This is a genomic window from Streptomyces sp. NPDC053426, assembly GCF_055585405.1.
In genome coordinates, this window is sequence record NZ_JBVJKE010000015.1 from 111,844 (window position 1) to 133,721 (window position 21,878).

Consider the following 21,878-nt stretch of genomic DNA (forward strand, 5'->3'; position numbering starts at 1 on the left):
CACCCCGCAAACGCCGGGCTGCGCAGCCTCCCCCGGCCAGGACGGACCCTCGTGAAACCATGCACAAGCGGCGTCCTACGATGGGACGCGTGCCAAACGTGACCCGCGCCGACGCCCAGGCGGCCCTGCGCAACCCGCTCGCCTTCATCGCCGCACGCTGGACCCCGGATCCCCGGACCGTCCGGCGGGCGGCCCTCACCGCGCTCGTCATGGCGGTCGTCATCGTGGTCACCGGCGGTGCCGTGCGGCTGACCGGCTCCGGCCTGGGCTGCCCGACCTGGCCCAAGTGCACCGACGACTCGCTCACCACGACCAGCGAGATGGGTCTGCACGGCGTCATCGAGTTCGGCAACCGCCTGCTGACGTACGTGCTGTGCGCCGCCGTCGGCTGGGCGATCATCGCCGCCCGCTCGGAGAAGCCGTACCGGCGCGGCCTGACCCGGCTGGGGTGGGCGCAGTTCTGGGTCGTCATGGGCAACGCGATCCTCGGTGGCATCGTGGTCCTCGTCGGCCTGAACCCGTACACGGTCGCGGCGCACTTCCTGCTCTCCACCGCGCTGATCGCGGTCGCCACGGTGATGTGGCAGCGCACCCGGGAGGGCGACGCGGAGCCCCGGCCGCTGGTCGGCAAGGCCGTGCAGCAGCTGGTGTGGTCCATGGTGGCCGCCTCCGCGCTGCTGATCGCGGTCGGCACGGTGGTCACCGGCGCGGGCCCGCACGCGGGCGACTCCAGCGATGTCCCGCGGATGCCGCTCGACTGGGAGACGGTCAGCAAGCTGCACGCCGTACTGGCGTGGATCGTGGTGACGCTGACGTTCGCCCTGTGGTTCGTCCTGAAGGCGGTCGACGCCCCCGCCGGCCCGCTGGCCCGCACCCGCGAGCTGTTCCTGATCCTGCTCGGACAGGGGGCGCTGGGTTACATCCAGTACTTCACCGATCTTCCCGAAGTGCTGGTCGGCCTTCATATGTTCGGCTCGTGCGTGATGTGGATCTGGGTGGTCCGGGTGCTGCTGTCGCTGCGCGAGCGCCCTTCCGGAGAGATGTCTCCCCTGGCTACCGGCTCGACCGGACGACTTGAGCCTGCTGCCGGCTGACGGTGGCGTGCGCCGCACGGGGCGGGGAACGAGCTCGCGCAAGGCGGGATCGGGTACGTCCAGTACGGACCACCCCCGCAGGCGGCGCACGCCCCCTGCTCAACGAGCCGTCGGCCTTGTGGTCACCCCGGCCCTCGCGCAGGGTCACGGTGGCGCGGGCGAAGGTCAGCAGGTCCAGGTCGGCCCACACGTCCCGCGTCCAGTTGGCGGCCCGGTCCATCTCCGGCGGCAACGCGTCCACGGACGGCGCCCCGCACAGAACCCGGCCGACGGTGTGCAGCTCCCTCCGGGGGGGCGAGGGTGACAGAGCGTTTGCATAGCCGCTGGTGCGCTCAGGTGAGACGGCACCGTGCGGAGCGGGGACGAACGTGCAGGTCGGGGGGCGGGTGTACGAGGTTCGCCCCCGCCGCCCCTTCCCGTCCCGACCTGGGGCTCCGCCCCAGACCCCGCTCCTCAAACGCCGGAGAGGCTGAGACTTAGCCCCTCCGGCGTTTGAGGAGCGGGGGTCCGGGGGCAGCGCCCCCGGGGGACGGGAACGGGAAGGGGCGGCGGGGGCGAACCAGGCGGCCCGACGCCCGAAGGATGAGCGGCCCGGCCCTCAACCGAGGCTGTACACCCTGCCCGCGTTCCCCGAGGCGATCAGACCGGCTACCCGCTGCGCGTCGTCCAGCGACCACGCGCCCTCGGCGACCCAGGTGCCGAGCACCCGACCGAGGGCCTCGCGGAACAGATGCGCGCCGACCACGTGCAGCTCGGGCAGGCCGCGGGCGCCGCTGGAGAAGAGGATCTTGCCGAAGGGGGCGAGTTCCAGGATCTCCGCGAGGACGGTCGCCGCGCGGGCGCCGGTGCGGACCAGGGCGGCGCCGCAGTCTGCGTAGACGTGCGGGAAGACACCGGCGAGGTGGGCGGCGTGGCGGTGGTACGGGTAGCCGTGCAGCAGCACCAGGTCGGTGCCGAGACCGGCGGTGGCCCGGACGAAGTCGGTCAGCAGGACCGGGTCGGTGCGGTCGACGCGGGCGCCCGGTGCGGCGAGACCGGCGTGGAGCTGGAGGGGCCGGCCCGAGGCGACGGCGATCCACAGCAGATGCCGTAGCAGCACGGGGTCGCTCAGTTCGTCCCCGGCCCGGCGGGCGGCCAGCCAGCGCCCCGCCGCGCCGCGCACCTCCCCCGGTCCGGGCGGCTCGGGGGCGAGCGCCAGGCCGTGGCGCACGCCGGCGACGGAGGTGAAGGCGACGGCGTGCGCGGCGGCCGCGTGCACCGACTCGGCGAGGTTGGCGAGGAAGGACTCGACGGTGCCGGAGGTGTCGGCGACCTGTTCGGCGAGCTGTTCCAGGCGGACGATCTCGTGCGCCTCGGCGTCCCCGGCCGTGCCCAGCTCGGCGGGTCCTGTGAGGTCGCCGGGCAGTCCGGTGTCGACGAGGTAGGCGGTGATCCCGCTGCCCCGCAGCAGCCGCCGCCCGGCCTCGATCACGCCGAGTTCACGGCGCCGGGCGAGGTAGCGGGCGGGCGGGCAGTGCGGTTCCAGGCCGAGCAGGGGTGGACACCAGCGGCGTACGGCGAAGCCGGTCTGGGTGTCGAAGAGGGTGGTGCCGGGGGCGGGCGGGCCCTCGGTGGGGGCGAGCTGGGCCTCGAAGGTGCCCAGGCCCAGCTCTGTGCGGAGCACTCCGTGGCAGTACTGGTCCACGAGTGAGGGCGTTTCGATCATCCGGGGCTCCCCGTCGTGGACCGTGTGCGTCACAGGTCCTAACGGGTGAACCCCGGTGAGGTGGCGCGGCAGCGGCTGCGATCTGCCGGTCGTTCGACGGGTGCGCGCCGGTGGGGGCTGGTCGCGCAGTTCCCCGCGCCCCTGGGATGCTGCTGCTCAGCCCCCTACCTGGATTCCGGCCATCCTGTTCCACTCGTACGGCCCTGTCTTCACCTTCGCCGCGAACTCGCCGTCGAAGTTCTCGTGCCTCGTGATGCCCGCCTTCTCGACGGCCTTCTCGGCGATCTCCATGGACGGGGCGAAGACGTCGCCCCAGTCGCCGTCCTCGCCGACGAGGACGATGCGGGCGCCGCGCTGTCCGAGGTACGCGATCTGTCCCTCGGCGCCGCCGTGTGCCGTGGCGAAGCCGCTGATCTGCTTGGCGAGCCGGGTCGCCTTCTGCTCGGCCTTCGGGTCCACCTGCTGCGTGTCTGCCATGACCAGGATGCTACCGACGGGTAGATCGAACGGCGACGGGCGGGGTCCGTGGCCTTGACCACGTACCCCGCCCGGTCGGCGGACAAGGAGCGGTCACCGCAGGAACGGGTCCACCGCGATGGCCACGAAGAGCAGCGACACATAGGTGATGGACCAGTGGAACAGCCGCATCTCCTTCAGCTTGGCGCCCGTCACCTCGGCCTTCGCGCGGTTCAGCAGCGCGTGCGCCTCCCACAGCCACCAGCCGCCCGCCGCGAGGGCGACCGCCGTGTAGAACCAGCCGGTGTAGCCGAGCGGGGTGAGCAGCAGCGACACCGCGACCATGACCCAGCTGTAGAGCACGATCTGCTTGGCGACCACCTTGTTGGAGGCGATGACCGGCAGCATCGGCACGCCGACGCGCGCGTAGTCGTCCTTCACCTTCATGGACAGCGGCCAGTAGTGCGGCGGCGTCCAGAAGAAGATGACGAGGAAGAGGATGACCGGTGCCCACGACAGCGAGTTGGTGACCGCGGACCAGCCGATCAGCACCGGCATGCAGCCGGCGATGCCGCCCCACACGATGTTCTGCGACGTGCGCCGCTTGAGGATCATCGTGTAGACGACGACGTAGAAGAGGAGCGCGCCGAGGGAGAGCCACGCGGACAGCCAGTTGACGGCGAGCCCGAACATCAGGGTCGAGACGACCGCGAGGGTGATGCCGAAGGCCAGGCACTCGCGCGGGCTGACCATGCCGGTCACCAGCGGACGCTGCGAGGTGCGGTCCATCAGCGCGTCGATGTCGCGGTCGATGTACATGTTGAGCGCGTTCGCGCCGCCCGCGGACAGGTAGCCGCCGACGCAGGTCAGCAGCACCAGCTTCAGGTCGGGCACGCCCTGCTGCGCCAGGAACATCACCGGGACGGTGGTGATGAGCAGCAGTTCGATGATCCGCGGCTTGGTGAGAGCCACGAATGCCATCACACGGGCCCCGAACGGCCGATGAGCAGGGCTCTGACTCGCCCCCAGTACCCCCGCTGGACGGGATTCAACGGCCGTCACGCACACCCCTACAGAGACATCCCAGCAAGCCTCCCCAGGTGAAGTGGCGGTAAAGGCTCGCGCGTACCACGCCACTGTAGACGTTGCCCAGACCCGGACATTCGCGGGGGTCCGTTCGTGTTGGCCGGCGTCCTCCGAGGTGCACCCCGAAGCTCGATTGAGCACCCGGATGAGCGGCTCCGTATTCATCTGCCGAATGGGAAAACGAACCGGTCAGGAGGCGGATCCAGCAGAGTGCCCGCACTCTGGAATGACTCGGAAAAAGGCACGTCCTACGGGGGTAGGCTCGACCACGCCGGTGGGCAGTCACCGGCCGTCCGAATCCATGTGGAGAGGAGCCCTGACTCAGGGTGAGCAACAAGCCGACCACCACAGACCTCGAGTGGACCGAGTTGGATCAGCGGGCCGTCGACACCGCCCGCGTCCTGGCCGCCGATGCCGTACAGAAGGTCGGTAACGGCCATCCGGGTACGGCGATGAGTTTGGCGCCCGCCGCCTACACCCTCTTCCAGAAGGTGATGCGGCACGACCCGGCGGACGCCGACTGGGTCGGGCGCGACCGTTTCGTGCTGTCCGCCGGCCATTCGTCCCTGACCCTCTACACCCAGCTCTACCTGGCCGGTTTCGGCCTGGAGCTGGACGACCTGAAGGCCTTCCGCACCTGGGGTTCGAAGACCCCGGGCCACCCGGAGTACGGGCACACCACGGGCGTGGAGACCACGACCGGCCCGCTGGGCCAGGGTGTCGCCAACGCGGTGGGCATGGCGATGGCCGCCCGCTACGAGCGCGGCCTGTTCGACCCGGAGGCCGCCGAGGGCGAGTCGCCGTTCGACCACTTCGTCTACTGCATCGCCGGTGACGGCTGCCTCCAGGAGGGCATCTCCGCCGAGGCGTCCTCGCTGGCCGGGCACCAGAAGCTGGGCAACCTGGTGCTGCTGTGGGACGACAACCACATCTCCATCGAGGGCGACACCGAGACGGCCGTCTCCGAGGACGTCGTCAAGCGGTACGAGGCGTACGGCTGGCACGTGCAGCGCGTGGCCCCGAAGCCGGACGGCGACCTGGACCCGAACGCGATCTACGACGCGGTCCAGGAGGCGAAGAAGGTCACGGACAAGCCGTCCTTCATCGCCATGCGGTCGATCATCGCCTGGCCCGCGCCGAACGCGCAGAACACCGAGGCCGCGCACGGCTCGGCGCTGGGCGACGACGAGGTCGCGGCCACCAAGCGTGTGCTGGGCTTCGACCCCGAGCAGACGTTCGAGGTGACCGACGAGGTCATCGGTCACACCCGCAAGGCGCTGGAGCGGGGCCAGGCGGCCCGCGCGGTGTGGGAGAAGTCCTTCCAGCAGTGGCGGGACAACAACCCCGAGCGCGCCGCCGAGTACGACCGGATCGCCGCCGGTGAGCTGCCCAAGGGCTGGCAGGACACCATCCCGGTGTTCGAGCCGGGCAAGGGCGTGGCCACCCGTGCCGCGTCCGGCAAGGTGCTGCAGGCGCTCGGCGCGGTGGTCCCGGAGCTGTGGGGCGGCTCGGCCGACCTGGCGGGCTCCAACAACACCACGATCGACAAGACGTCGTCGTTCCTCCCGGTCGGCAACCCGCTGCCCGAGGCGGACCCGTACGGCCGCACGATCCACTTCGGCATCCGTGAGCACGCCATGGCCGCGGAGATGAACGGCATCGCGCTGCACGGCAACACGCGTATCTACGGCGGCACCTTCCTGGTGTTCTCCGACTACATGCGCAACGCGGTGCGCCTGTCGGCGCTGATGCACCTGCCGGTGACGTACGTGTGGACGCACGACTCCATCGGTCTGGGCGAGGACGGCCCGACGCACCAGCCGGTCGAGCACCTGGCCTCGCTGCGCGCCATCCCGGGTCTGAACGTGGTCCGCCCGGCGGACGCCAACGAGACCGCGATCGCCTGGCGGGAGATCCTCACCCGCTGGACGAAGGAGTTCGGCAAGGGCACCCCGCACGGTCTGGCGCTGACCCGTCAGGGCGTGCCGACGTACGAGCCGAACGAGGACGCGGCCAAGGGCGGCTACGTGCTGTTCGAGGCGGAGGGCGGCGACGCCCAGGTCGTCCTCATCGCGACCGGCTCCGAGGTGCACGTCGCCGTCGAGGCGCGCGAGCGGCTCCAGGCCGACGGTGTGCCCACGCGCGTGGTGTCCATGCCGTCCGTGGAGTGGTTCGAGGAGCAGGACCAGGGGTACCGGGACAGCGTCCTGCCGCCGGCCGTCAAGGCGCGCGTGGCCGTCGAGGCGGGTATCGGCCTCACGTGGCACAAGTACGTCGGGGACGCCGGCCGGATCGTCTCCCTGGAGCACTTCGGTGCCTCCGCCGACGGCAAGGTGCTGTTCGAGGAGTTCGGCTTCACCGCCGAGAACGTGGCCGCCAAGGCGCGGGAATCGATCGCCGCGGCCCAGCGCTGACGCCCATATACGACACGTAGTAGGAGATGGAATTTCCATGACGGACGCACTGAAGCGCCTTTCCGACGAAGGCGTCGCGATCTGGCTGGACGACCTGTCGCGCAAGCGGATCACATCCGGCAACCTCGCCGAGCTGATGGACCAGCAGCACGTCGTGGGCGTCACCACCAACCCGACGATCTTCCAGAAGGCGATCTCCGAGGGCGACGGCTACGACACGCAGCTCACCGACCTCGCCGCCCGCAAGGTCACGGTCGAAGAGGCCATCCGCATGATCACCACGGCGGACGTCCGGGACGCCGCCGACATCCTGCGCCCGGTCTTCGACGCCACCGACGGCCGGGACGGCCGGGTCTCGATCGAGGTCGACCCGCGGCTGGCGCACGACACCCGCGCGACGGTCGCCGAGGCCAAGCAGCTCGCGTGGCTGGTGGACCGGCCGAACACGCTGATCAAGATCCCGGCGACCGAGGCCGGCATCCCGGCGATCGCCGAGACCATCGGTCTGGGCATCAGCGTCAACGTCACGCTGATCTTCTCCCTGGAGCGCTACCGCAAGGTCATGGACGCGTTCCAGACCGGCCTGGAGAAGGCCAAGGAGCGCGGCCTGGACCTGTCGAAGATCCACTCCGTGGCGTCCTTCTTCGTGTCCCGCGTGGACACCGAGATCGACAAGCGGATCGACGCGCTCGGCACCGACGAGGCCAAGGCGCTGCGCGGCAAGGCCGCCATCGCCAACGCGCGTCTGGCCTACCAGGCGTACGAGGAGGTCTTCTCCACGGACCGCTGGAGCGCGCTGGAGCGCGAGGGCGCCAACAAGCAGCGTCCGCTGTGGGCGTCGACCGGGGTGAAGGACAAGGCGTACAAGGCCACGATGTACGTCGACGAGCTGGTGGCGCCGAACACGGTGAACACCATGCCGGAGGCGACGCTGTACGCCACCGAGGAGAAGGGCGAGATCCGGGGCAACGCCGTCGCCGGCACCTACGAGCAGGCCCGCGCCGACCTGGACGCGGTCGAGGCGCTCGGCATCTCGTACGACGAGGTGGTGCAGCTTCTGGAGGACGAGGGCGTCGACAAGTTCGAGGGCTCCTGGAACGACCTGCTGAAGTCGACCGAGGCGGAGCTCCAGCGCCTCGCCCCTTCGGAGGGCTGAGACCTTGTCGAGCAGCAATCCGCTGCGTGACCCCGCCGACCGACGGCTCCCGCGCATCGCGGGGCCGTCGGGCCTGGTCATCTTCGGCGTGACGGGCGACCTGTCCCGCAAGAAGCTGATGCCGGCCGTGTACGACCTCGCCAACCGGGGGCTGCTGCCCCCGGGCTTCTCGCTGGTGGGGTTCGCCCGCCGGGAGTGGGCGAACGAGGACTTCGCCCAGGAGGTCCACGACGCGGTCAAGGAGCACGCCCGCACCCCCTTCCGCGAGGAGGTCTGGCAGCAGCTCATCCAGGGCATGCGCTTCGTGCAGGGCACCTTCGACGACGACGAGTCGTTCGAGCGGCTGCGCGACACGATCGAGGAGCTGGACAAGGCGCAGGGCACGGGCGGCAACTTCGCCTTCTACCTGTCGGTGCCGCCGCGTTCCTTCCCGGTGGTCATCCAGCAGCTCAAGAAGCACGGGCTGGCCGACCAGACGGACGGTTCCTGGCGCCGCGCGGTGATCGAGAAGCCGTTCGGGCACGACCTGAGGTCGGCCGAGGAACTGAACGCGATCGTCCACGAGGTCTTCGCCCCGGACCAGGTCTTCCGCATCGACCACTACCTGGGCAAGGAGACGGTCCAGAACATCCTGGCGCTGCGCTTCGCCAACACGATGTTCGAGCCGATATGGAACCGGTCGTTCGTCGACCACGTGCAGATCACCATGGCCGAGGACATCGGCATCGGCGGCCGGGCCGGTTACTACGACGGTATCGGCGCCGCCCGTGACGTCATCCAGAACCACCTCCTGCAGCTGCTCGCGCTGACCGCGATGGAGGAGCCGGCCTCCTTCGACGCGGACGCGCTGGCGGCGGAGAAGACCAAGGTCCTCGGTGCCGTGCGGCTGCCGAAGGACCTGGGCCGGGACACCGTGCGCGGGCAGTACTCGGCCGGCTGGCAGGGCGGCGCGAAGGCGGTCGGGTATCTGGAGGAGGACGGCATCGACGCCTCCTCGAAGACCGACACCTACGCCGCGATCCGGCTGGGCATCGACAACCGCCGCTGGGCGGGCGTCCCCTTCTACCTGCGCACCGGCAAGCGGCTCGGCCGCCGGGTCACCGAGATCGCGGTGGTCTTCCAGCGGGCGCCGCACTCCCCCTTCGACACGACGGCCACCGAGGAGCTGGGCTCCAACGCGATCGTCATCCGCGTCCAGCCGGACGAGGGCGTCACGGTCCGGTTCGGCTCCAAGGTGCCGGGCACGTCGATGGAGATCCGGGACGTGTCGATGGACTTCGCCTACGGCGAGTCGTTCACCGAGTCCAGCCCGGAGGCGTACGAGCGGCTCATCCTGGACGTCCTGCTCGGCGACTCCAACCTCTTCCCGCGCACGGAGGAGGTCGAGCTGTCCTGGAAGATCCTCGACCCGATCGAGGAGTACTGGGACAAGAACGGCAGGCCGGCCCAGTACCCGGCCGGAACGTGGGGACCCGTCGAAGCGGACGAAATGCTCGAGCGAGACGGACGGAGCTGGCGCCGGCCATGAAGACAGACCTCACGGACACCACGGCCAGCAAGATCAACAAGGCGCTGGTGAAGGCCCGCCGGGCCATCGGCACTCCGGCCGTCGGCATGGTGCTCACGCTGGTCATCGTCACGGACGAGGAGAACGCCTACGACGCGCTGAAGGCGGCCGGCGACGCCTCGCGCGAGCACCCCTCGCGCACGCTGGTCGTCATCAAGCGCGTCTCCCGCTCCCCCCGTGACCGCACCCAGTCCCGCCTCGACGCCGAGGTCCGGGTGGGCGCGGACGCCGGCACCGGCGAGACCGTCGTCCTGCGCCTGTACGGCGAGGTCGTCGACCACGCCCAGTCGGTGGTGCTGCCGCTGCTGCTGCCGGACGCCCCGGTGGTGGTGTGGTGGCCGGTCAACGCCCCGCTGGACCCGGCGAAGGACCCGCTGGGCGCGCTGGCCCAGCGCAGGGTGACCGACACCTACGCCTGCGAGAAGCCGGTGGAGGAGCTCGCCGCCCGCGCCGACGCCTACACCCCCGGCGACACGGACCTGTCGTGGACCCGCATCACGCCCTGGCGTTCGATGCTGGCCGCGGCGCTGGACCAGGTCGCCTGCGAGGTGCAGGGCGTCGAGGTGGAGGGCGAGGAGTTCAACCCGAGCTGCGAGCTGCTGGCGATGTGGCTCGCGGACCGGCTGGACGTCCCCGTCAAGCGCTCCCGCTCCGGCGGCCCGGGGCTCACGGCGGTCCGCATGGACACCGACTGCGGCCCGATCGTGCTGGACCGCGCCGACGGTTCGCTGGCGACGCTGTCCATCCAGGGTCAGCCGAAGCGTGCGGTGGCGCTCAAGCGCCGCGACACGGCGGAGCTGATCGCGGAGGAGCTGCGCCGGCTCGACCCGGACGACACCTACGCCTCGGCCCTGCGCTACGGCGTGGAGCGCCTGAAGTCGTCGGAGTCGGAGAGGGCCGGCGCACCGGCCAAAGGAGAACGGGAAGCGGTCCCCACTCCCGTCGAGTCGGCTGCGAAAGCTCCCGCGGCCCAGGCGACGGCGCAGGCCCCGGTGAAGAAGGCGGCGGCGAAGTGAGTACGGCACCGCAGCTTGTCGTGCACCGGGACAAGGAGCTGATGGCGCAGGCCGCGGCGGCCCGGCTGATCACGAAGATCGTGGACGCCCAGGCCTCGCGGGGTTCGGCGTCCGTGGTCCTGACCGGCGGCCGCAACGGCAACGGCCTGCTGGCCGCGCTGGCGGCGGCCCCGGCACGGGACGCGATCGACTGGACCCGGCTGGACCTGTGGTGGGGCGACGAACGCTTCCTCCCGGAGGGCGACCCGGACCGCAATGTCACCCAGGCCCGTGAGGCACTGCTGGACGCGGTGCCGCTGGACCCGAAGCGCGTGCACGCCATGCCCGCGTCGGACGGCCCGCACGGCACGGACGTGGACGCGGCGGCCGCGGCCTACGCCGAGGAACTGGCCGCGGCGGCGGACCCGACCAACCACGGCCCGGTCCCGACCTTCGACGTCCTGATGCTGGGCGTCGGCCCGGACACGCACGTGGCGTCCCTCTTCCCGGAACTCCCGGCGGTCCGCGAGACGGAACGCACGGTGGTGGGCGTCCACGGCGCCCCGAAACCCCCACCGACGAGGGTCACCCTGACCCTCCCCGCGATCCGGGCGGCCCGGGAGGTCTGGCTCCTGGCGGCCGGCGAGGACAAGGCGGAGGCAGCGGAGATAGCCCTCTCGGGCGCGGGGGAGATCCAGTCCCCGGCGGCGGGAGCGTACGGCCGCGCCCGCACCCTGTGGCTCCTGGACAGGGCGGCGGCTTCACAGCTGCCGAGAGAGCTGTATCCAGCGGCGTCGGCTTGAATCAGCCCTCCGGCGTTTGAGGAGCGGGGGTTCCGGGGGCAGCGCCCCCGAAGACGGGACGGGAAGGGGCGGCGGGGGCGAAAACCCCTCCCGCCCCACCCCCTACTTCACGGACCCCGCCATGACCCCCTGCACGAAGTGCCGCTGAAACGCGAAGAACACGGCGACCGGCACCACCAGCGACAGAAAAGCCCCCGGCGCCAGCACATCGATGTTGCTGCCGAACTGCCGGATCTGCGACTGGAGCTGCACGGTCAACGGCTGCGAGGAACTGTCCGCGAAGAGCAGCGCGACCAGCATGTCGTTCCACACCCAGAGGAACTGGAAGATCGCAAGGCTGGCGATCGCCGGCCGCCCCACCGGCAGCACCAGCCGGGTGAAGATCCGCCACTCGCTCCCCCCGTCCATCCGGGCGGCCTCCAGCATCTCCTTCGGCATCTCCGCGAAGTAGTTCCGCAACAGGAACACCGCGAACGGCAGTCCGTACGCCACATGGAACAGCACAACGCCGGGAATCGTCCCGAACAACCCGAGCTGCCCGAAGAGCTTGGCGACCGGCAGCAGCCCGATCTGCACGGGCACCACCAGCAGCGCGACCACGACGAGGAAAACCGGTTCCCGCCCGGGGAAGTCCAGCCACGCGAAGGCATATCCGGCCAGCGCGGCGACCACCACGACCAGCACCGTCGTCGGCACCGAGATCAGCACGGTGTTCCAGAACGCCTGCGTGATCCCCGAATTCCCCAGCAGCGCCGAGTAGTTCTCGAAGGACAGCTCCCCCGGGCTGGTGAACGCGGTCCACCAGCCCCCCTCCGCCGTCTCCTCGGCCGACCGCAGCGAGGACAGGAACAACCCGGCCAGCGGAGTCATCCACACCAGCCCGATCACCACCAGGAACGCCTGCACCACCGCGTTACCCAGGACACGCCGCACCGCGCTCACCGCTGACTCCTCCGAAAACGACGGACGTTGAACACCATGGCCGGAATGACCAGGAGCAGCAGCAGCACACCCAGCGCACTGCCCAGCCCCTGGTTGTTGCCGCCGCCGAACGACACCAGCCACATCTGCGTCGCGAGCACGGTCGCGTCCTCCTGCACGGGACCGGGCGCGATGATGTAGACGAGGTCGAAGACCTTCATCACGTTGATCACCAGCGTCACGAACACCACGGTGAGAACGGGCGCGAGCAACGGAACGGTGATCCGCCGGAAGATCTGCCACTCGTTGGCCCCGTCCATCCGCGCCGCCTCCAGCGCGTCCCGCGGCAGGGTGGACAGCCCCGCCCCGATCAGCACCATCGCGAATCCGGTCCAGATCCACAGGTAGGCCCCGATGATCGCCGGGGTGACGAGCGCCGGGCCGAGCCAGGAGATGCCGTCGTAGGGCGCGGCGAAGTTCGACGAAGGCAGCTTCAGGGCGTACGAGCCGTCGCCGAGCCCCGCGAACCGGAACGACCCGTCGGCCGCGGTGGTCGTACGGGCGACCGTCTCCCCGCCGCGCACCGCTTCGACCGTGACCCCGGGCAGTCCGCTCTCCTCCCGGTCGACCATCCCCGGCTCCCCTCCCCCACCGGGCGTGAAGTCGAGGTACACCACACCGCGCACCTCGTCGGGACCGGCCTTCTCCCCTGCCGCGGCGGCGGGCTCGGCACCCCCCGGCAGATCCTTGGGAGCCACCCCGACCAGCCCCAGCACCGCCGCCGTCCCCCCGGGCGACACCTCCGCCCCGGTGACGTACGACCCGTCCGCCCGCTCGGTCAGCCCCTCACCGTCCCGCGCACGGGCGGTCGGGTACGACGACGTGCCCTTGAAGGCGTCGTGCACGGAGACGACGGCCGCGTTGAGCACCCCCTTGTCCGGGTCGTCGTCGTAGGCGAGCCGGAAGATGATGCCGGCGGCGAGGAAGGAGACGGCCATCGGCATGAACAGCAGCAGCTTGAAGGCGGTGGCCCAGCGGACCTTCTCCACCAGGACGGCCAGGATCAGTCCGAGCCCGGTCAGCAGCGTCGGCGCCACGACGACCCAGATCGCGGTGTTCCGGATGGCCTTGAGGGTGGTCGGGTCGCGGAACATCTCGGCGTAGTTCTCGCCGCCGACGAACTCGCTGCCGGAGGCGTCGAAGAGGCTGCGGCCGACGGAGAACAGCACCGGGTACACGACCAGCGCGCCCAGCAGGAGCAGCGCGGGGAACACGAACAGCAGGGCGATGACGCGCCCCCGCCGGCGCAGGCGCCTGCCGCGTGCGCCGTCGGGGCGCGCCGGCGCCGGGGGGCTCGCCTCTTTCACCAGTGTGGCGGTCATGGCCGTCAGTTCCCGTAGGCCTTGGCCGCGGCGTCCTCGAGCTCGGCGGCGGTCTTCGCCGGGTCGGCCGGGTCGCGCAGGAAGTCCTGGAGGATCTTCCACTCGCCGGTGCCCTTGGTGCCGCCGAAGGCCGCGGGGGCCTGGTCGGACATGTCGAAGCGGACCGAGTCGCCCGCTTCGATCAGGGACTTGGCGGTGGCGCGGGTGACGTCGTCGCCGTAGGAGGAGAGGTCGAGCTTCTTGTTCGGGGAGAGGAAGCCGCCCGCCTCGGCCCATACGGCGGCGGCCTCCGGGGTGGCGAGGTACTCCAGGAGTGCCATGCCGGCCTCGCTGTTCTTGCCGTCCTTGAGGACGACGGCCGCGTCGCCGCCGCTGACCACGGGCGCCTTGCCGTCGCCGACCGGCGGGAAGGGGAAGAAGTTCGCGTCGGTGCCGATGGTCCTGCCGAACTGGTCCTTGGCGACACCGGCGACGAAGTCGCCCTCGTAGACCATGGCGGCCTCCGCCTTGGGCCCGAAGACCTTCTCCACGGAGCCGGGGAAGTCGGTGCCCAGGGCCTGCTTCCGGCCGCCCGCGACGAGCTGCTCGTCCTTGAAGAGCTCGCCGAGGGTGGTGAGCGCCTCGACGACGGTCGGGTCGGTCCACTTGATCTCGTGCGCGGCGAGGGCGTCGTACTTCTCGGGTCCCGCCTGGGAGAGGTAGACGTTCTCGAACCAGTCGGTGAGGGTCCAGCCGTCCTGGCCGGCCACCGAGAAGGCGGCGAGGCCGGAGTCGGAGACGGTCCGTCCGTTCTCCAGCATGGCGTCGTACGTCTTCGGCGGGGTGACGCCGGCCTGTTCGAGTGCCTCGGGGCTGTACCAGACGGTCGACTTGTGGGCGGCCTTGAAGTAGAGGCCGTACAGGGTGCCGTCGACGCTGCCGTAGTCCTGCCACACCTCGGCGAAGTTGCCGTCGACGGTGGACTTCACCTTCTCGTCGAGCGGCTTGAGCCAGCCCTGCTCGGCGAACTGCTTGAGCACGCCGACCTGCGGGACCATGACGACGTCGGGGGCGTTTCCGCCCTCGATCTTGCTGCCGACGACGGTGGAGACGTTGTCGCCGGTGGAGACGAAGGCCGTCTCGGCGCCGGTCTTCTCGGTGAAGGCGTCGAGCACCTTCTGGAAGTTCTTCTGCTCGCTGCCGGACCAGACGCCGGCCACGGTGACGGTCTGTCCGTCGAGCGACTTGTCGCCGCCGCCGGCCGTGACGGGCTCTCCGCTGCCGCAGGCGGTCGCGCCGAGCGCGAGGACGAGGGCGGTGCATCCGGTGAGCAGGGTGGTACGTCGTCGCATCATCGTCGATGTCCCTTCGTGGGTACGGGGTTTCAGGAGCCGTCGATCCACCAGGCGGCGGTGGAGCCGGGGAGCGTCCCGGGTGGGCAGGGACCGCTGGCGAGCAGCGGGGGGCCGGCGACCGGGGCGGGTACGGGGGCGGTGCCGAAATTGACGGCACAGACCAGGTCGTCGCCGCGGGTGAAGGCGAGGACGCCGGGCTGGGTGTCCAGCCAGCGGAGCGTTCCCTCGCCCAACTGGGTGAGCGCGGAGCGCAGTTGGAGTCCGTCGCGGTACAGGTGCCAGGAGGAGCGGGTGTCGGCGAGCGCCCGGTCGGTGGCGTGCTCGGCGAACCACTCGGGCTGCGGCAGCCAGGGCCGTACGCCCTCGGCGCCGGAGGTGAAGCCGAACGGTGAGGCCTGTCCGGACCAGGGCAGCGGCACCCGGCAGCCGTCGCGGATCCGGGCGCGGCTGCCGGTGCGGCGGAAGATCGGGTCGGTGAGCACGTCGTCGGGCAGGTCGACGACCTCGGGCAGGCCCAGTTCCTCGCCCTGGTAGATGTAGGCGGCGCCGGGCAGCGCCAGCATCAGCAGCGCGGCGGCGCGGGCGCGGGCCGGGCCGAGTCCGCTGCCTTCCGGGGTGGGTTCGCCGTAGCGGGTGACGGTGCGGACCTGGTCGTGGTTGTTGAGGACCCAGGTGACGGTGGAGCCGGTGCCGGCGATGTCCTGCATGGCCTCGGAGACGACCTTGCGGAAGGCGTCGGCGTCCCAGGGGGCGCCGAGGAGGTCGAAGAAGAAGGCCTGGTGGAGTTCGTCCGGGCGGACGTAGCGGGCGTGTTCGCGGGCGGTGGGGACGGAGACCTCGCCGACCAGGAGGCGTTCGCGGCCGTCGCGGGCGGTGTACTCCTCGCACACCGCGCGCCAGTGCCGCCACACCTCGTGCACCTCGGGCCGGTTCCAGGCGAGCGGGTTGACCGAGTCACGGGTGCGGGCGTCGGCCTCCGGGTCCGGGGAGTCGGGCAGCTCCGGGTGCTTGAAGAGGCCGGCGGCGACGTCGATGCGGAAGCCGTCGGCGCCCCGGTCCAGCCAGAAGCGGAGTATGCGGTCGAACTCGGCGGCGACCTCGGGCTCGCGCCAGTTCCAGTCGGGCTGTTCGGGCGTGAACATGTGCAGGTACCACTGGCCGGGGCGGCCGTCGGGCTCGGTGATCCGGGTCCAGGCGGGGCCGCCGAACATGGCGTGCCAGTTGTTGGGCGGCTCGGCGCCGTCGGGGCCCCGGCCGTCGGCGAAGTGGAAGCGGGCGCGCTCGGGGCTGCCCGGGGCCGCGGCGAGGGCGGCGCGGAACCAGGGGTGCTCGCTGGAGCAGTGGTTGGGGACGACGTCCAGCAGCACCTTGACGCCGAGCCGCCGGGCGGCGTCGACCAGCAGGTCGAACTCGGCGAGGTCGCCGAAGACCGGGTCGACGTCGGTGTGGTCGGCCACGTCGTAGCCGTGGTCGTGCTGCGGCGAGGGGTAGAAGGGGCTCAGCCAGATCCCGTCCACGCCGAGCTTCTTCAGATACGGCAGCCCGGCCCTGACGCCGGCGAGATCGCCGATGCCGTCGCCGGTGCTGTCCAGAAAGCTGCGGACGTAGACCTGGTAGATCACCGCGTCACGCCACCAGTGGTGCCTGTTCACCCCGTTGACCTGTCTGTGAGGAGTGCTCGTTATGCATGCATGTTAGGTAGCGGCGTCGCATGGGTGTCAATGAACGTACGCAAGCTACCGTGGAGTTGGGTGGCACAGACAGGTACTTAAGCGGGCATAACGGGCGCATTTGAGACGTCCGCGTTACCTAACATGTAACTAGGGAGGGTCCTATCGCGAGGAGACGGCGGCCAGCTCGGCCGCCAGCCGACGCACCGCGGCCCCGGGCGTCTGCCGCCCGGTCATCGCGTCGTGCACCACCGCCTGCACCACCAGGCTCACCTGGTCGTAGCGCGGGCTCTTGGGGCGCGGGGCGGCGGCGAGCACGCTCTCGCGCAGGGTCGGCAGGTAGGGGAACCGCCGGACCAGTTCCGGATCGTCGTACAGGTCGGCCCGTACGGGCGGCAGGGCGCCGCGCGTGAGGACCTGGCGCTGCACGCGCTCGCTGGTCAGGTACGCGATCAGGCGCGCGGCGGAGTCGGGGTGCCGGGCGTGGCCGGCGACGGCCAGGTTGGAGCCGCCGAGGACGCTGGTGCCCGGACCGTCCGGTCCCGGCAGCGGTACGGCACCGACCTTGCCGGCGACCTTCGAGCCCGGTGCGGAGGCGGCGACGTAGGCGTAGGGCCAGTTGCGCAGGAAGAGCAGCCGGCCGTCCTGGAAGGCCTGTTTGGACTCCTCCTCCTTGTACGTCAGCGCCTCGCGGGGGATCCAGCCCTCGCGGACTCCGCGCGCGAGGAAGCCGATGCCGTCCCTGGCCGCCCGCGAGTTCACGGTGACGCGTTCGCCCTCGTCGCCGAGGACGGTGCCGCCGGCCGAGTAGACGGCCTCGGCCGCGTTGACGGTCAGGCCCTCGTAGGGCAGGAACTGGCCGGCGTAGCCGTCGAGGCCGTGCTCCGGGGCGAGGGTCTTCGCGGCCCGTTCGAGATCGGCCCAGGTGCGCGGCGGCGGGACGCCCTCGGCGGCGAGGACGTCCTCGCGGTAGAGGAGTAGTCCGGCGTTGGTGACGTACGGGACGGCGTACAGGCGTCCGTCGTAGGTCGCCGTGTCCACGACCCGGGGCAGGAAGGTGCCGAGCGGGAAGCGGTCGCGGGGCAGCGGGCGGATCCAGCCGGCGGCGGCGAACTCCGAGGTCCAGCTCACGTCGATGTTGAGCACGTCGAACCGGCCGTGCTCGCCGCCGCGCAGGTCGGTGATCATCTGCGCGCGGGTCTCGTCGGCGGAGTCGGGCAGCTCGACGAGGGTGACCTCCTCGCCGGGGTGGGTGCGGTTCCAGCCCTCCAGCACGGAGCCCAGATAGCCGGTGAGGTCGCCGGCGGTGGCCAGGGTGAGCGGTCCGCGACCGCCCCCGCCGGCCTCGTCGGCCCGCGCGCCGGAGGCGACGTAACCGGTCAGGACGACGATCAGGACGAGGAGGCCCCTACCCGCGGCATGGATCCACCGCATAGGTTCCTCCCTGTACACCGGCACCCGGGCACCATCGTCCGGGGGTCAGAGGCCATGTATACCTGTTAGGTATGCGCGATACTAGGCCCTGCGGCACATTGCCCACAGGACGCGAGGAGGAGAGCACGAGTGCGGCTGCCCCTCCTGGCGCTGCTCGCCCGTGGCCCGGCCCACGGCTATGAGCTCAAGCAGGACCTTGAGCAACTGCTGGGCTCCGCGTACCCTCAGCCGAACGTCGGCCAGATCTACGTCACCCTCGGCCGCCTCGAGAAATCGGGACTGATCGAGGGCGAGGACGTCGAGCAGTCGAGCCGGCCCAACAAGAAGGTCTACCACCTCACCGACGCCGGGCGGGAGGCGCTGCGCGCCTGGTACGAGGAGACGGCGGACGAGCCGCGGGTGCGGGACGAGTTCTTCATGAAGCTGGCCCTGGCCCCGCAGACCGGTCTCGCCGACCAGATCGCGCTGATCAACCGACAGCGGCGCCAGTACCTGAACACCATGCGGCAGTTGTCGAAGCTGGCCGCCGCCGAGGACCGGGACAACCGCATCTCCCAACTGCTGATCGAGGGCGCCATGCTGCATCTGCAGGCCGACCTCGACTGGCTGGAGCGGTGCCAGGAGGAGCTGGAGGGGCTTCCGTGAGCGAGCGCACCGCTGAAGTGCTGCGCGCCGAGGGCCTGGTCAAGACGCACCACGGCGAGGGCGCCCCGGCGCACGCCGTGCGCGGGGTCGACCTGCGGGTGGCGCGCGGCGAGTTCGTGGCGGTCACCGGCCCGTCCGGTGCGGGCAAGTCGACGCTGCTGCACCTGCTCGGCGGGCTCCAGCGGCCCGACGCGGGCAGCATCTGGCTGGACGGCGTGTGCACGGACGGCTACGGCGAGGCCCGCTGGGCGGTGGAGCGCCGCAAGCGGATCGGGATCGTCTTCCAGTTCTTCAACCTCGTCTCCGACCTGTCGGTCGCCGACAACGTGGAGCTGCCCGCGCTGCTCGCCGGGGTGCCGCCGAAGAAGGCCCGCGCCGGGCGGGAGGAGCTGCTGGCCGAGCTGGGTCTCGCGGGCAAGGAGCGGAGCATGCCGGGCGAGCTGTCCGGCGGTGAGCAGCAGCGGGTCGCCCTGGCCCGCGCACTGGTCAACCATCCGCCGCTGCTGCTGGCCGACGAGCCCGCGGGCAGCCTGGACAGCAAGGGCACCCGCGAGGTGATGCGGCTGCTGTCCCGCTTCCACGCGCGCGGGCAGACGATCCTGCTGGTCACGCACGACGCGCGGCTGGCGAGCGCGGCGGACCGGGTGATCAGCTTCTTCGACGGCCGGATCGCCGACGACGCCGCACTCGACGGCGGCACCCCGCCGCGCCGGACCGGGACGTCCGGTGTGCTGGAGCTCAAGGACTGACATGCGCTTCCACGACCGCCCCGCGCCGAGGGGCTGAGCCGCCCGTGCGAGCCACTCTGCGCTGGGCGCACTCCGATCTGCGCACGCACCGCGGCGAGGCGCTGTTCCTGGTCCTCGCCACCGCGGGCATCGTCGCCTCCCTGCTGCTGGCCACGGCCCTGTTCGGGTACGCCACCAACCCCTGGCAGCGGGTCTTCGCCCAGGCGCGCGGCGCGCACGTCACGCTGCACACCACCGCCTCCGCCGACGCGGGGGCGCTGGCCGGGCTGGACGGCGTGGAGTCCGTCGCCGGCCCCTACCCGACGGCCGCGCTCACCCTCGCCTCGGGGGGCGGCCGGGCCTCCGTGGAACTGCGTGGCACCCCCGCCGAGCCCGAGGTGGGCCGCCCGCTGATCACCTCCGGGCACTGGCTGGACCCGGCCACCCCCGACGGGGTGGTCCTGGAGAGCCGGCTCGCGCGTGCGCTGCTGACCGCTCCCGGAGACACGCTCACGGTGCCCGGCACCGCGCGGGAACTGACCGTGGTGGGCGTCGCCGACAGCGCCGAGCCGCGCTACCGGCCGGGTGAGCGGGCGGGCCTGGTGTGGGCGCTGCCGTCGGCGGTGGCGGACCCCGGCGGCCAGGTGGTCGGGCTGCGGCTGGCCGACCCGGGCGACACCGGGTACGCCGTGCAGCGGGCGGTGACCGAACTGGGTGCCGGGGCGATCGGCGAGGTGGCCACCTGGCAGCAGGCGCGCGCCGAGGCGCAGGGCGACAACCGGCTGCTCGGGCAGGTGCTCGGCCTGTTCGGTCTGGGCGCGCTGGCCGCCGCCGGGTTCGCCGTGCACGGGGCGATCACCACCCGGATCCGGGGGCACCTGCGGGACATCTCGGTCCTCAAGGCGATCGGCTTCACGCCCGGCCAGGTCGTCCGCGTCTTCCTGCTCCAGCACCTCGGCTACGCCCTGCTCGGTGCCGTGGCCGCCGCCGTGCTCACCGAGGCGCTGGGCGGCGCGGTGCCGGGGCGGCTCGGGGACGCGGTCGACGTGTGGCAGGGGCTGCCCGGACACACCGCGGCGCTGTTCGCCGTACCGGCCGGGGCGGTGCTGTTCATCGGCGCGACCACCGGGCTGGCCGCCTGGCGGGCGGGACGGGTGCCGCCGGTGCCGGTGCCGCGCCCGGCGGCGCCCCCGGCCGGGCGGCTGACCGGTGTGGCGCGGCGGGCGCTGGGGGCGCGGGTGCCGCCGGCGCTGGTCCTGGGCTGGCACAAGGCGTTCACCCGCCGGCCGCGTTCGCTGGGCGCGGTGGGCAGGCTGGCGCTGCCGCTGCTGCTGATCGTGGTGGCGCTGAGCGCGTGGACCACCATCGACCGGTTCCACAGCAGTCCGGAGCGGATGGGGCTGCCCACGGCGCTCAGTGTCCGCGCGGACGCCTCGCTGGGCGACCGGGAGATCCGCGCGCTGCTGGAGCGCGACCCGGAGGTCGCCGCCGTCTATCCGGGTGTGGAGGTGGCCGCGCTGGTTCCCGGCCAGACCGCCACCATCGCCCTGCGCGGTCTCGGCACGCGCGAGGAGCCGTACCCGTTCACGCTGGCCGAGGGGCGTCCCGCGCGCGGGCCGGACGAGGCGGTGGCCGGGCAGGGGCTGCTCGACCTGCTGCACGTGCGGGTGGGCGACTGGGTGCGGATGACCGTCGGCGACCAGCCGCAGATCCTGCACATCGTCGGCCGCAGCATCGAACCGGAGAACGCCGGACGGACCATCTCCACCTCGCTGGACACCCTCCGCGCCAACGACCCGGACCTGCGTCCCGCCCTCCACCAGCTCCGGCTGGACTCCGGCGCGGACCCGGCCGCGGTCGCCGAGCGGCTGACGGCGGCGGGCCGCGGCCATCTGGACGTGCACGCCGTGGCCAACCCGGCCGACGGGCTGTCCCCGCTGCGCGCGGTGGTCCTCGGGCTGATCGTGGTCCTCGCGCTGATCGGGCTGATCGAGCTGCTGACGGCGATCGGCGGCACGGTCCGCGAGGGCGAACGCGATCTGCTGGCGCTCAAGGCCATCGGCCTGACCCCCCGGCAGATCACCGCCGTCACGGTCACCGCCACGGCCGGTACGGCTCTGGCGGCCGTGCTCCTCGCCACGGCCCTGGGGCTGCCGCTGGCGCGCTGGCTGATCGACGCCCAGGGGAGGTCGAGCGGCATCGGCGCGGGGATCGCCCAGCTGCCCTCCCCCGCGCTGCTCGTGCCGCTCGGCGCGGCGGCGGTGCTGGGGGCCGCGGGCCTCGCCGCCCTTCCGGCCGCGCGAGCGGCCCGACGCCGCCTCGCGGACACGCTGAGCGCGGTGGCCTGACGTTTTTCGCCCCCGCCGCCCTTACCCGTCCCATCCCGGGGGCGCTGCCCCCGGACCCCCGCTCCTCAAACGCCGGAGGGGCTGACTTCCAGCCCCTCCGGCGTTTGAGGAGCGGGGTCTGGGGCGGAGCCCCAGGTCGG

17 protein-coding genes are annotated in these 21,878 nt (G+C 71.7%); 9 read left to right on the forward strand and 8 right to left on the reverse strand.

Annotated elements, in window-relative coordinates; all coding sequences use genetic code 11:
• Positions 1 to 59: 59 nt before the first annotated feature.
• On the forward strand, positions 60 to 1,094 hold the full coding sequence (locus ACZ62B_RS28125) for a COX15/CtaA family protein (protein WP_469692539.1): 1,035 nt from the start codon (positions 60 to 62) through the stop codon (positions 1,092 to 1,094).
• 598 nt (positions 1,095 to 1,692) lie between these two features.
• On the opposite strand, the gene ACZ62B_RS28130 is transcribed toward ACZ62B_RS28125, so the two are convergent.
• From ACZ62B_RS28130 to ACZ62B_RS28140, 3 genes are all read right to left on the reverse strand, one after another.
• Positions 1,693 to 2,799, reverse strand: coding sequence for an amidohydrolase family protein (locus ACZ62B_RS28130; protein ID WP_469692541.1), 1,107 nt, complete (start codon positions 2,797 to 2,799; stop codon positions 1,693 to 1,695).
• Between the two features lie 156 nt (positions 2,800 to 2,955).
• Positions 2,956 to 3,276 (reverse strand): hypothetical protein, encoded by a 321-nt coding sequence (locus ACZ62B_RS28135; protein ID WP_344564068.1) that lies wholly within the window; start codon positions 3,274 to 3,276, stop codon positions 2,956 to 2,958.
• A 93-nt stretch (positions 3,277 to 3,369) separates the two neighbouring features.
• A complete protein-coding gene (locus ACZ62B_RS28140; protein WP_451833325.1) occupies positions 3,370 to 4,323 on the reverse strand; it encodes a heme o synthase in 954 nt (317 codons plus the stop codon).
• 344 nt (positions 4,324 to 4,667) lie between these two features.
• Here ACZ62B_RS28140 and tkt point away from each other — a divergent pair, with 344 nt between their 5' ends.
• Genes tkt through pgl form a run of 5 tightly spaced genes read left to right on the forward strand, consistent with a single transcriptional unit; the run spans position 4,668 to position 11,276 of the window.
• Positions 4,668 to 6,755 (forward strand): transketolase, encoded by a 2,088-nt coding sequence (tkt, locus tag ACZ62B_RS28145; protein ID WP_344564072.1) that lies wholly within the window; start codon positions 4,668 to 4,670, stop codon positions 6,753 to 6,755.
• A gap of 37 nt (positions 6,756 to 6,792) precedes the next feature.
• Positions 6,793 to 7,911, forward strand: coding sequence for a transaldolase (gene tal, locus ACZ62B_RS28150; protein WP_344564074.1), 1,119 nt, complete (start codon positions 6,793 to 6,795; stop codon positions 7,909 to 7,911).
• A gap of 4 nt (positions 7,912 to 7,915) precedes the next feature.
• Positions 7,916 to 9,439, forward strand: coding sequence for a glucose-6-phosphate dehydrogenase (gene zwf / locus ACZ62B_RS28155; RefSeq protein ID WP_344564078.1), 1,524 nt, complete (start codon positions 7,916 to 7,918; stop codon positions 9,437 to 9,439).
• The gene (gene opcA / locus ACZ62B_RS28160; protein WP_469692544.1) at positions 9,436 to 10,494 is read left to right on the forward strand and encodes a glucose-6-phosphate dehydrogenase assembly protein OpcA; all 1,059 of its coding nucleotides are present in this window, start codon (positions 9,436 to 9,438) and stop codon (positions 10,492 to 10,494) included. The genes zwf and opcA overlap by 4 nt, the downstream gene beginning before the upstream one ends.
• Entirely contained in the window at positions 10,491 to 11,276 is a 786-nt protein-coding gene (gene pgl, locus ACZ62B_RS28165; RefSeq protein WP_344564083.1) for a 6-phosphogluconolactonase, read from the forward strand. Before opcA ends, pgl begins: the two co-directional genes overlap by 4 nt.
• A gap of 102 nt (positions 11,277 to 11,378) precedes the next feature.
• Here the strand turns inward: pgl and ACZ62B_RS28170 are convergent, their stop codons facing one another.
• From ACZ62B_RS28170 to ACZ62B_RS28190, 5 genes are all read right to left on the reverse strand, one after another.
• Positions 11,379 to 12,218 (reverse strand): carbohydrate ABC transporter permease, encoded by an 840-nt coding sequence (locus ACZ62B_RS28170; RefSeq protein WP_344564085.1) that lies wholly within the window; start codon positions 12,216 to 12,218, stop codon positions 11,379 to 11,381.
• Entirely contained in the window at positions 12,215 to 13,579 is a 1,365-nt protein-coding gene (locus ACZ62B_RS28175; protein ID WP_469692547.1) for an ABC transporter permease, read from the reverse strand. The genes ACZ62B_RS28170 and ACZ62B_RS28175 overlap by 4 nt, the downstream gene beginning before the upstream one ends.
• 5 nt (positions 13,580 to 13,584) lie before the next feature.
• Entirely contained in the window at positions 13,585 to 14,913 is a 1,329-nt protein-coding gene (locus tag ACZ62B_RS28180) for an ABC transporter substrate-binding protein (RefSeq protein ID WP_344564089.1), read from the reverse strand.
• Positions 14,914 to 14,942: 29 nt separating this feature from the next.
• Positions 14,943 to 16,565 carry a glycoside hydrolase family 13 protein gene (locus ACZ62B_RS28185; RefSeq protein ID WP_344564091.1) on the reverse strand — a complete coding sequence of 541 codons (1,623 nt, stop codon included), beginning with the start codon at positions 16,563 to 16,565 and terminating at the stop codon, positions 14,943 to 14,945.
• Positions 16,566 to 16,745: 180 nt separating this feature from the next.
• On the reverse strand, positions 16,746 to 18,017 hold the full coding sequence (locus ACZ62B_RS28190; protein WP_469692550.1) for an ABC transporter substrate-binding protein: 1,272 nt from the start codon (positions 18,015 to 18,017) through the stop codon (positions 16,746 to 16,748).
• Positions 18,018 to 18,146: 129 nt separating this feature from the next.
• Here ACZ62B_RS28190 and ACZ62B_RS28195 point away from each other — a divergent pair, with 129 nt between their 5' ends.
• From ACZ62B_RS28195 to ACZ62B_RS28205, 3 genes are read left to right on the forward strand one after another with little or no spacing between them, the layout of a single operon-like run.
• Positions 18,147 to 18,662: a PadR family transcriptional regulator gene (locus ACZ62B_RS28195; RefSeq protein WP_344564095.1), complete on the forward strand. Its 516-nt coding sequence runs from the start codon at positions 18,147 to 18,149 to the stop codon at positions 18,660 to 18,662.
• Positions 18,659 to 19,411: an ABC transporter ATP-binding protein gene (locus tag ACZ62B_RS28200; RefSeq protein WP_344564097.1), complete on the forward strand. Its 753-nt coding sequence runs from the start codon at positions 18,659 to 18,661 to the stop codon at positions 19,409 to 19,411. Before ACZ62B_RS28195 ends, ACZ62B_RS28200 begins: the two co-directional genes overlap by 4 nt.
• A 44-nt stretch (positions 19,412 to 19,455) precedes the next feature.
• Positions 19,456 to 21,738, forward strand: coding sequence for an FtsX-like permease family protein (locus ACZ62B_RS28205; protein ID WP_344564098.1), 2,283 nt, complete (start codon positions 19,456 to 19,458; stop codon positions 21,736 to 21,738).
• The last annotated feature ends 140 nt before the right edge of the window (positions 21,739 to 21,878 follow it).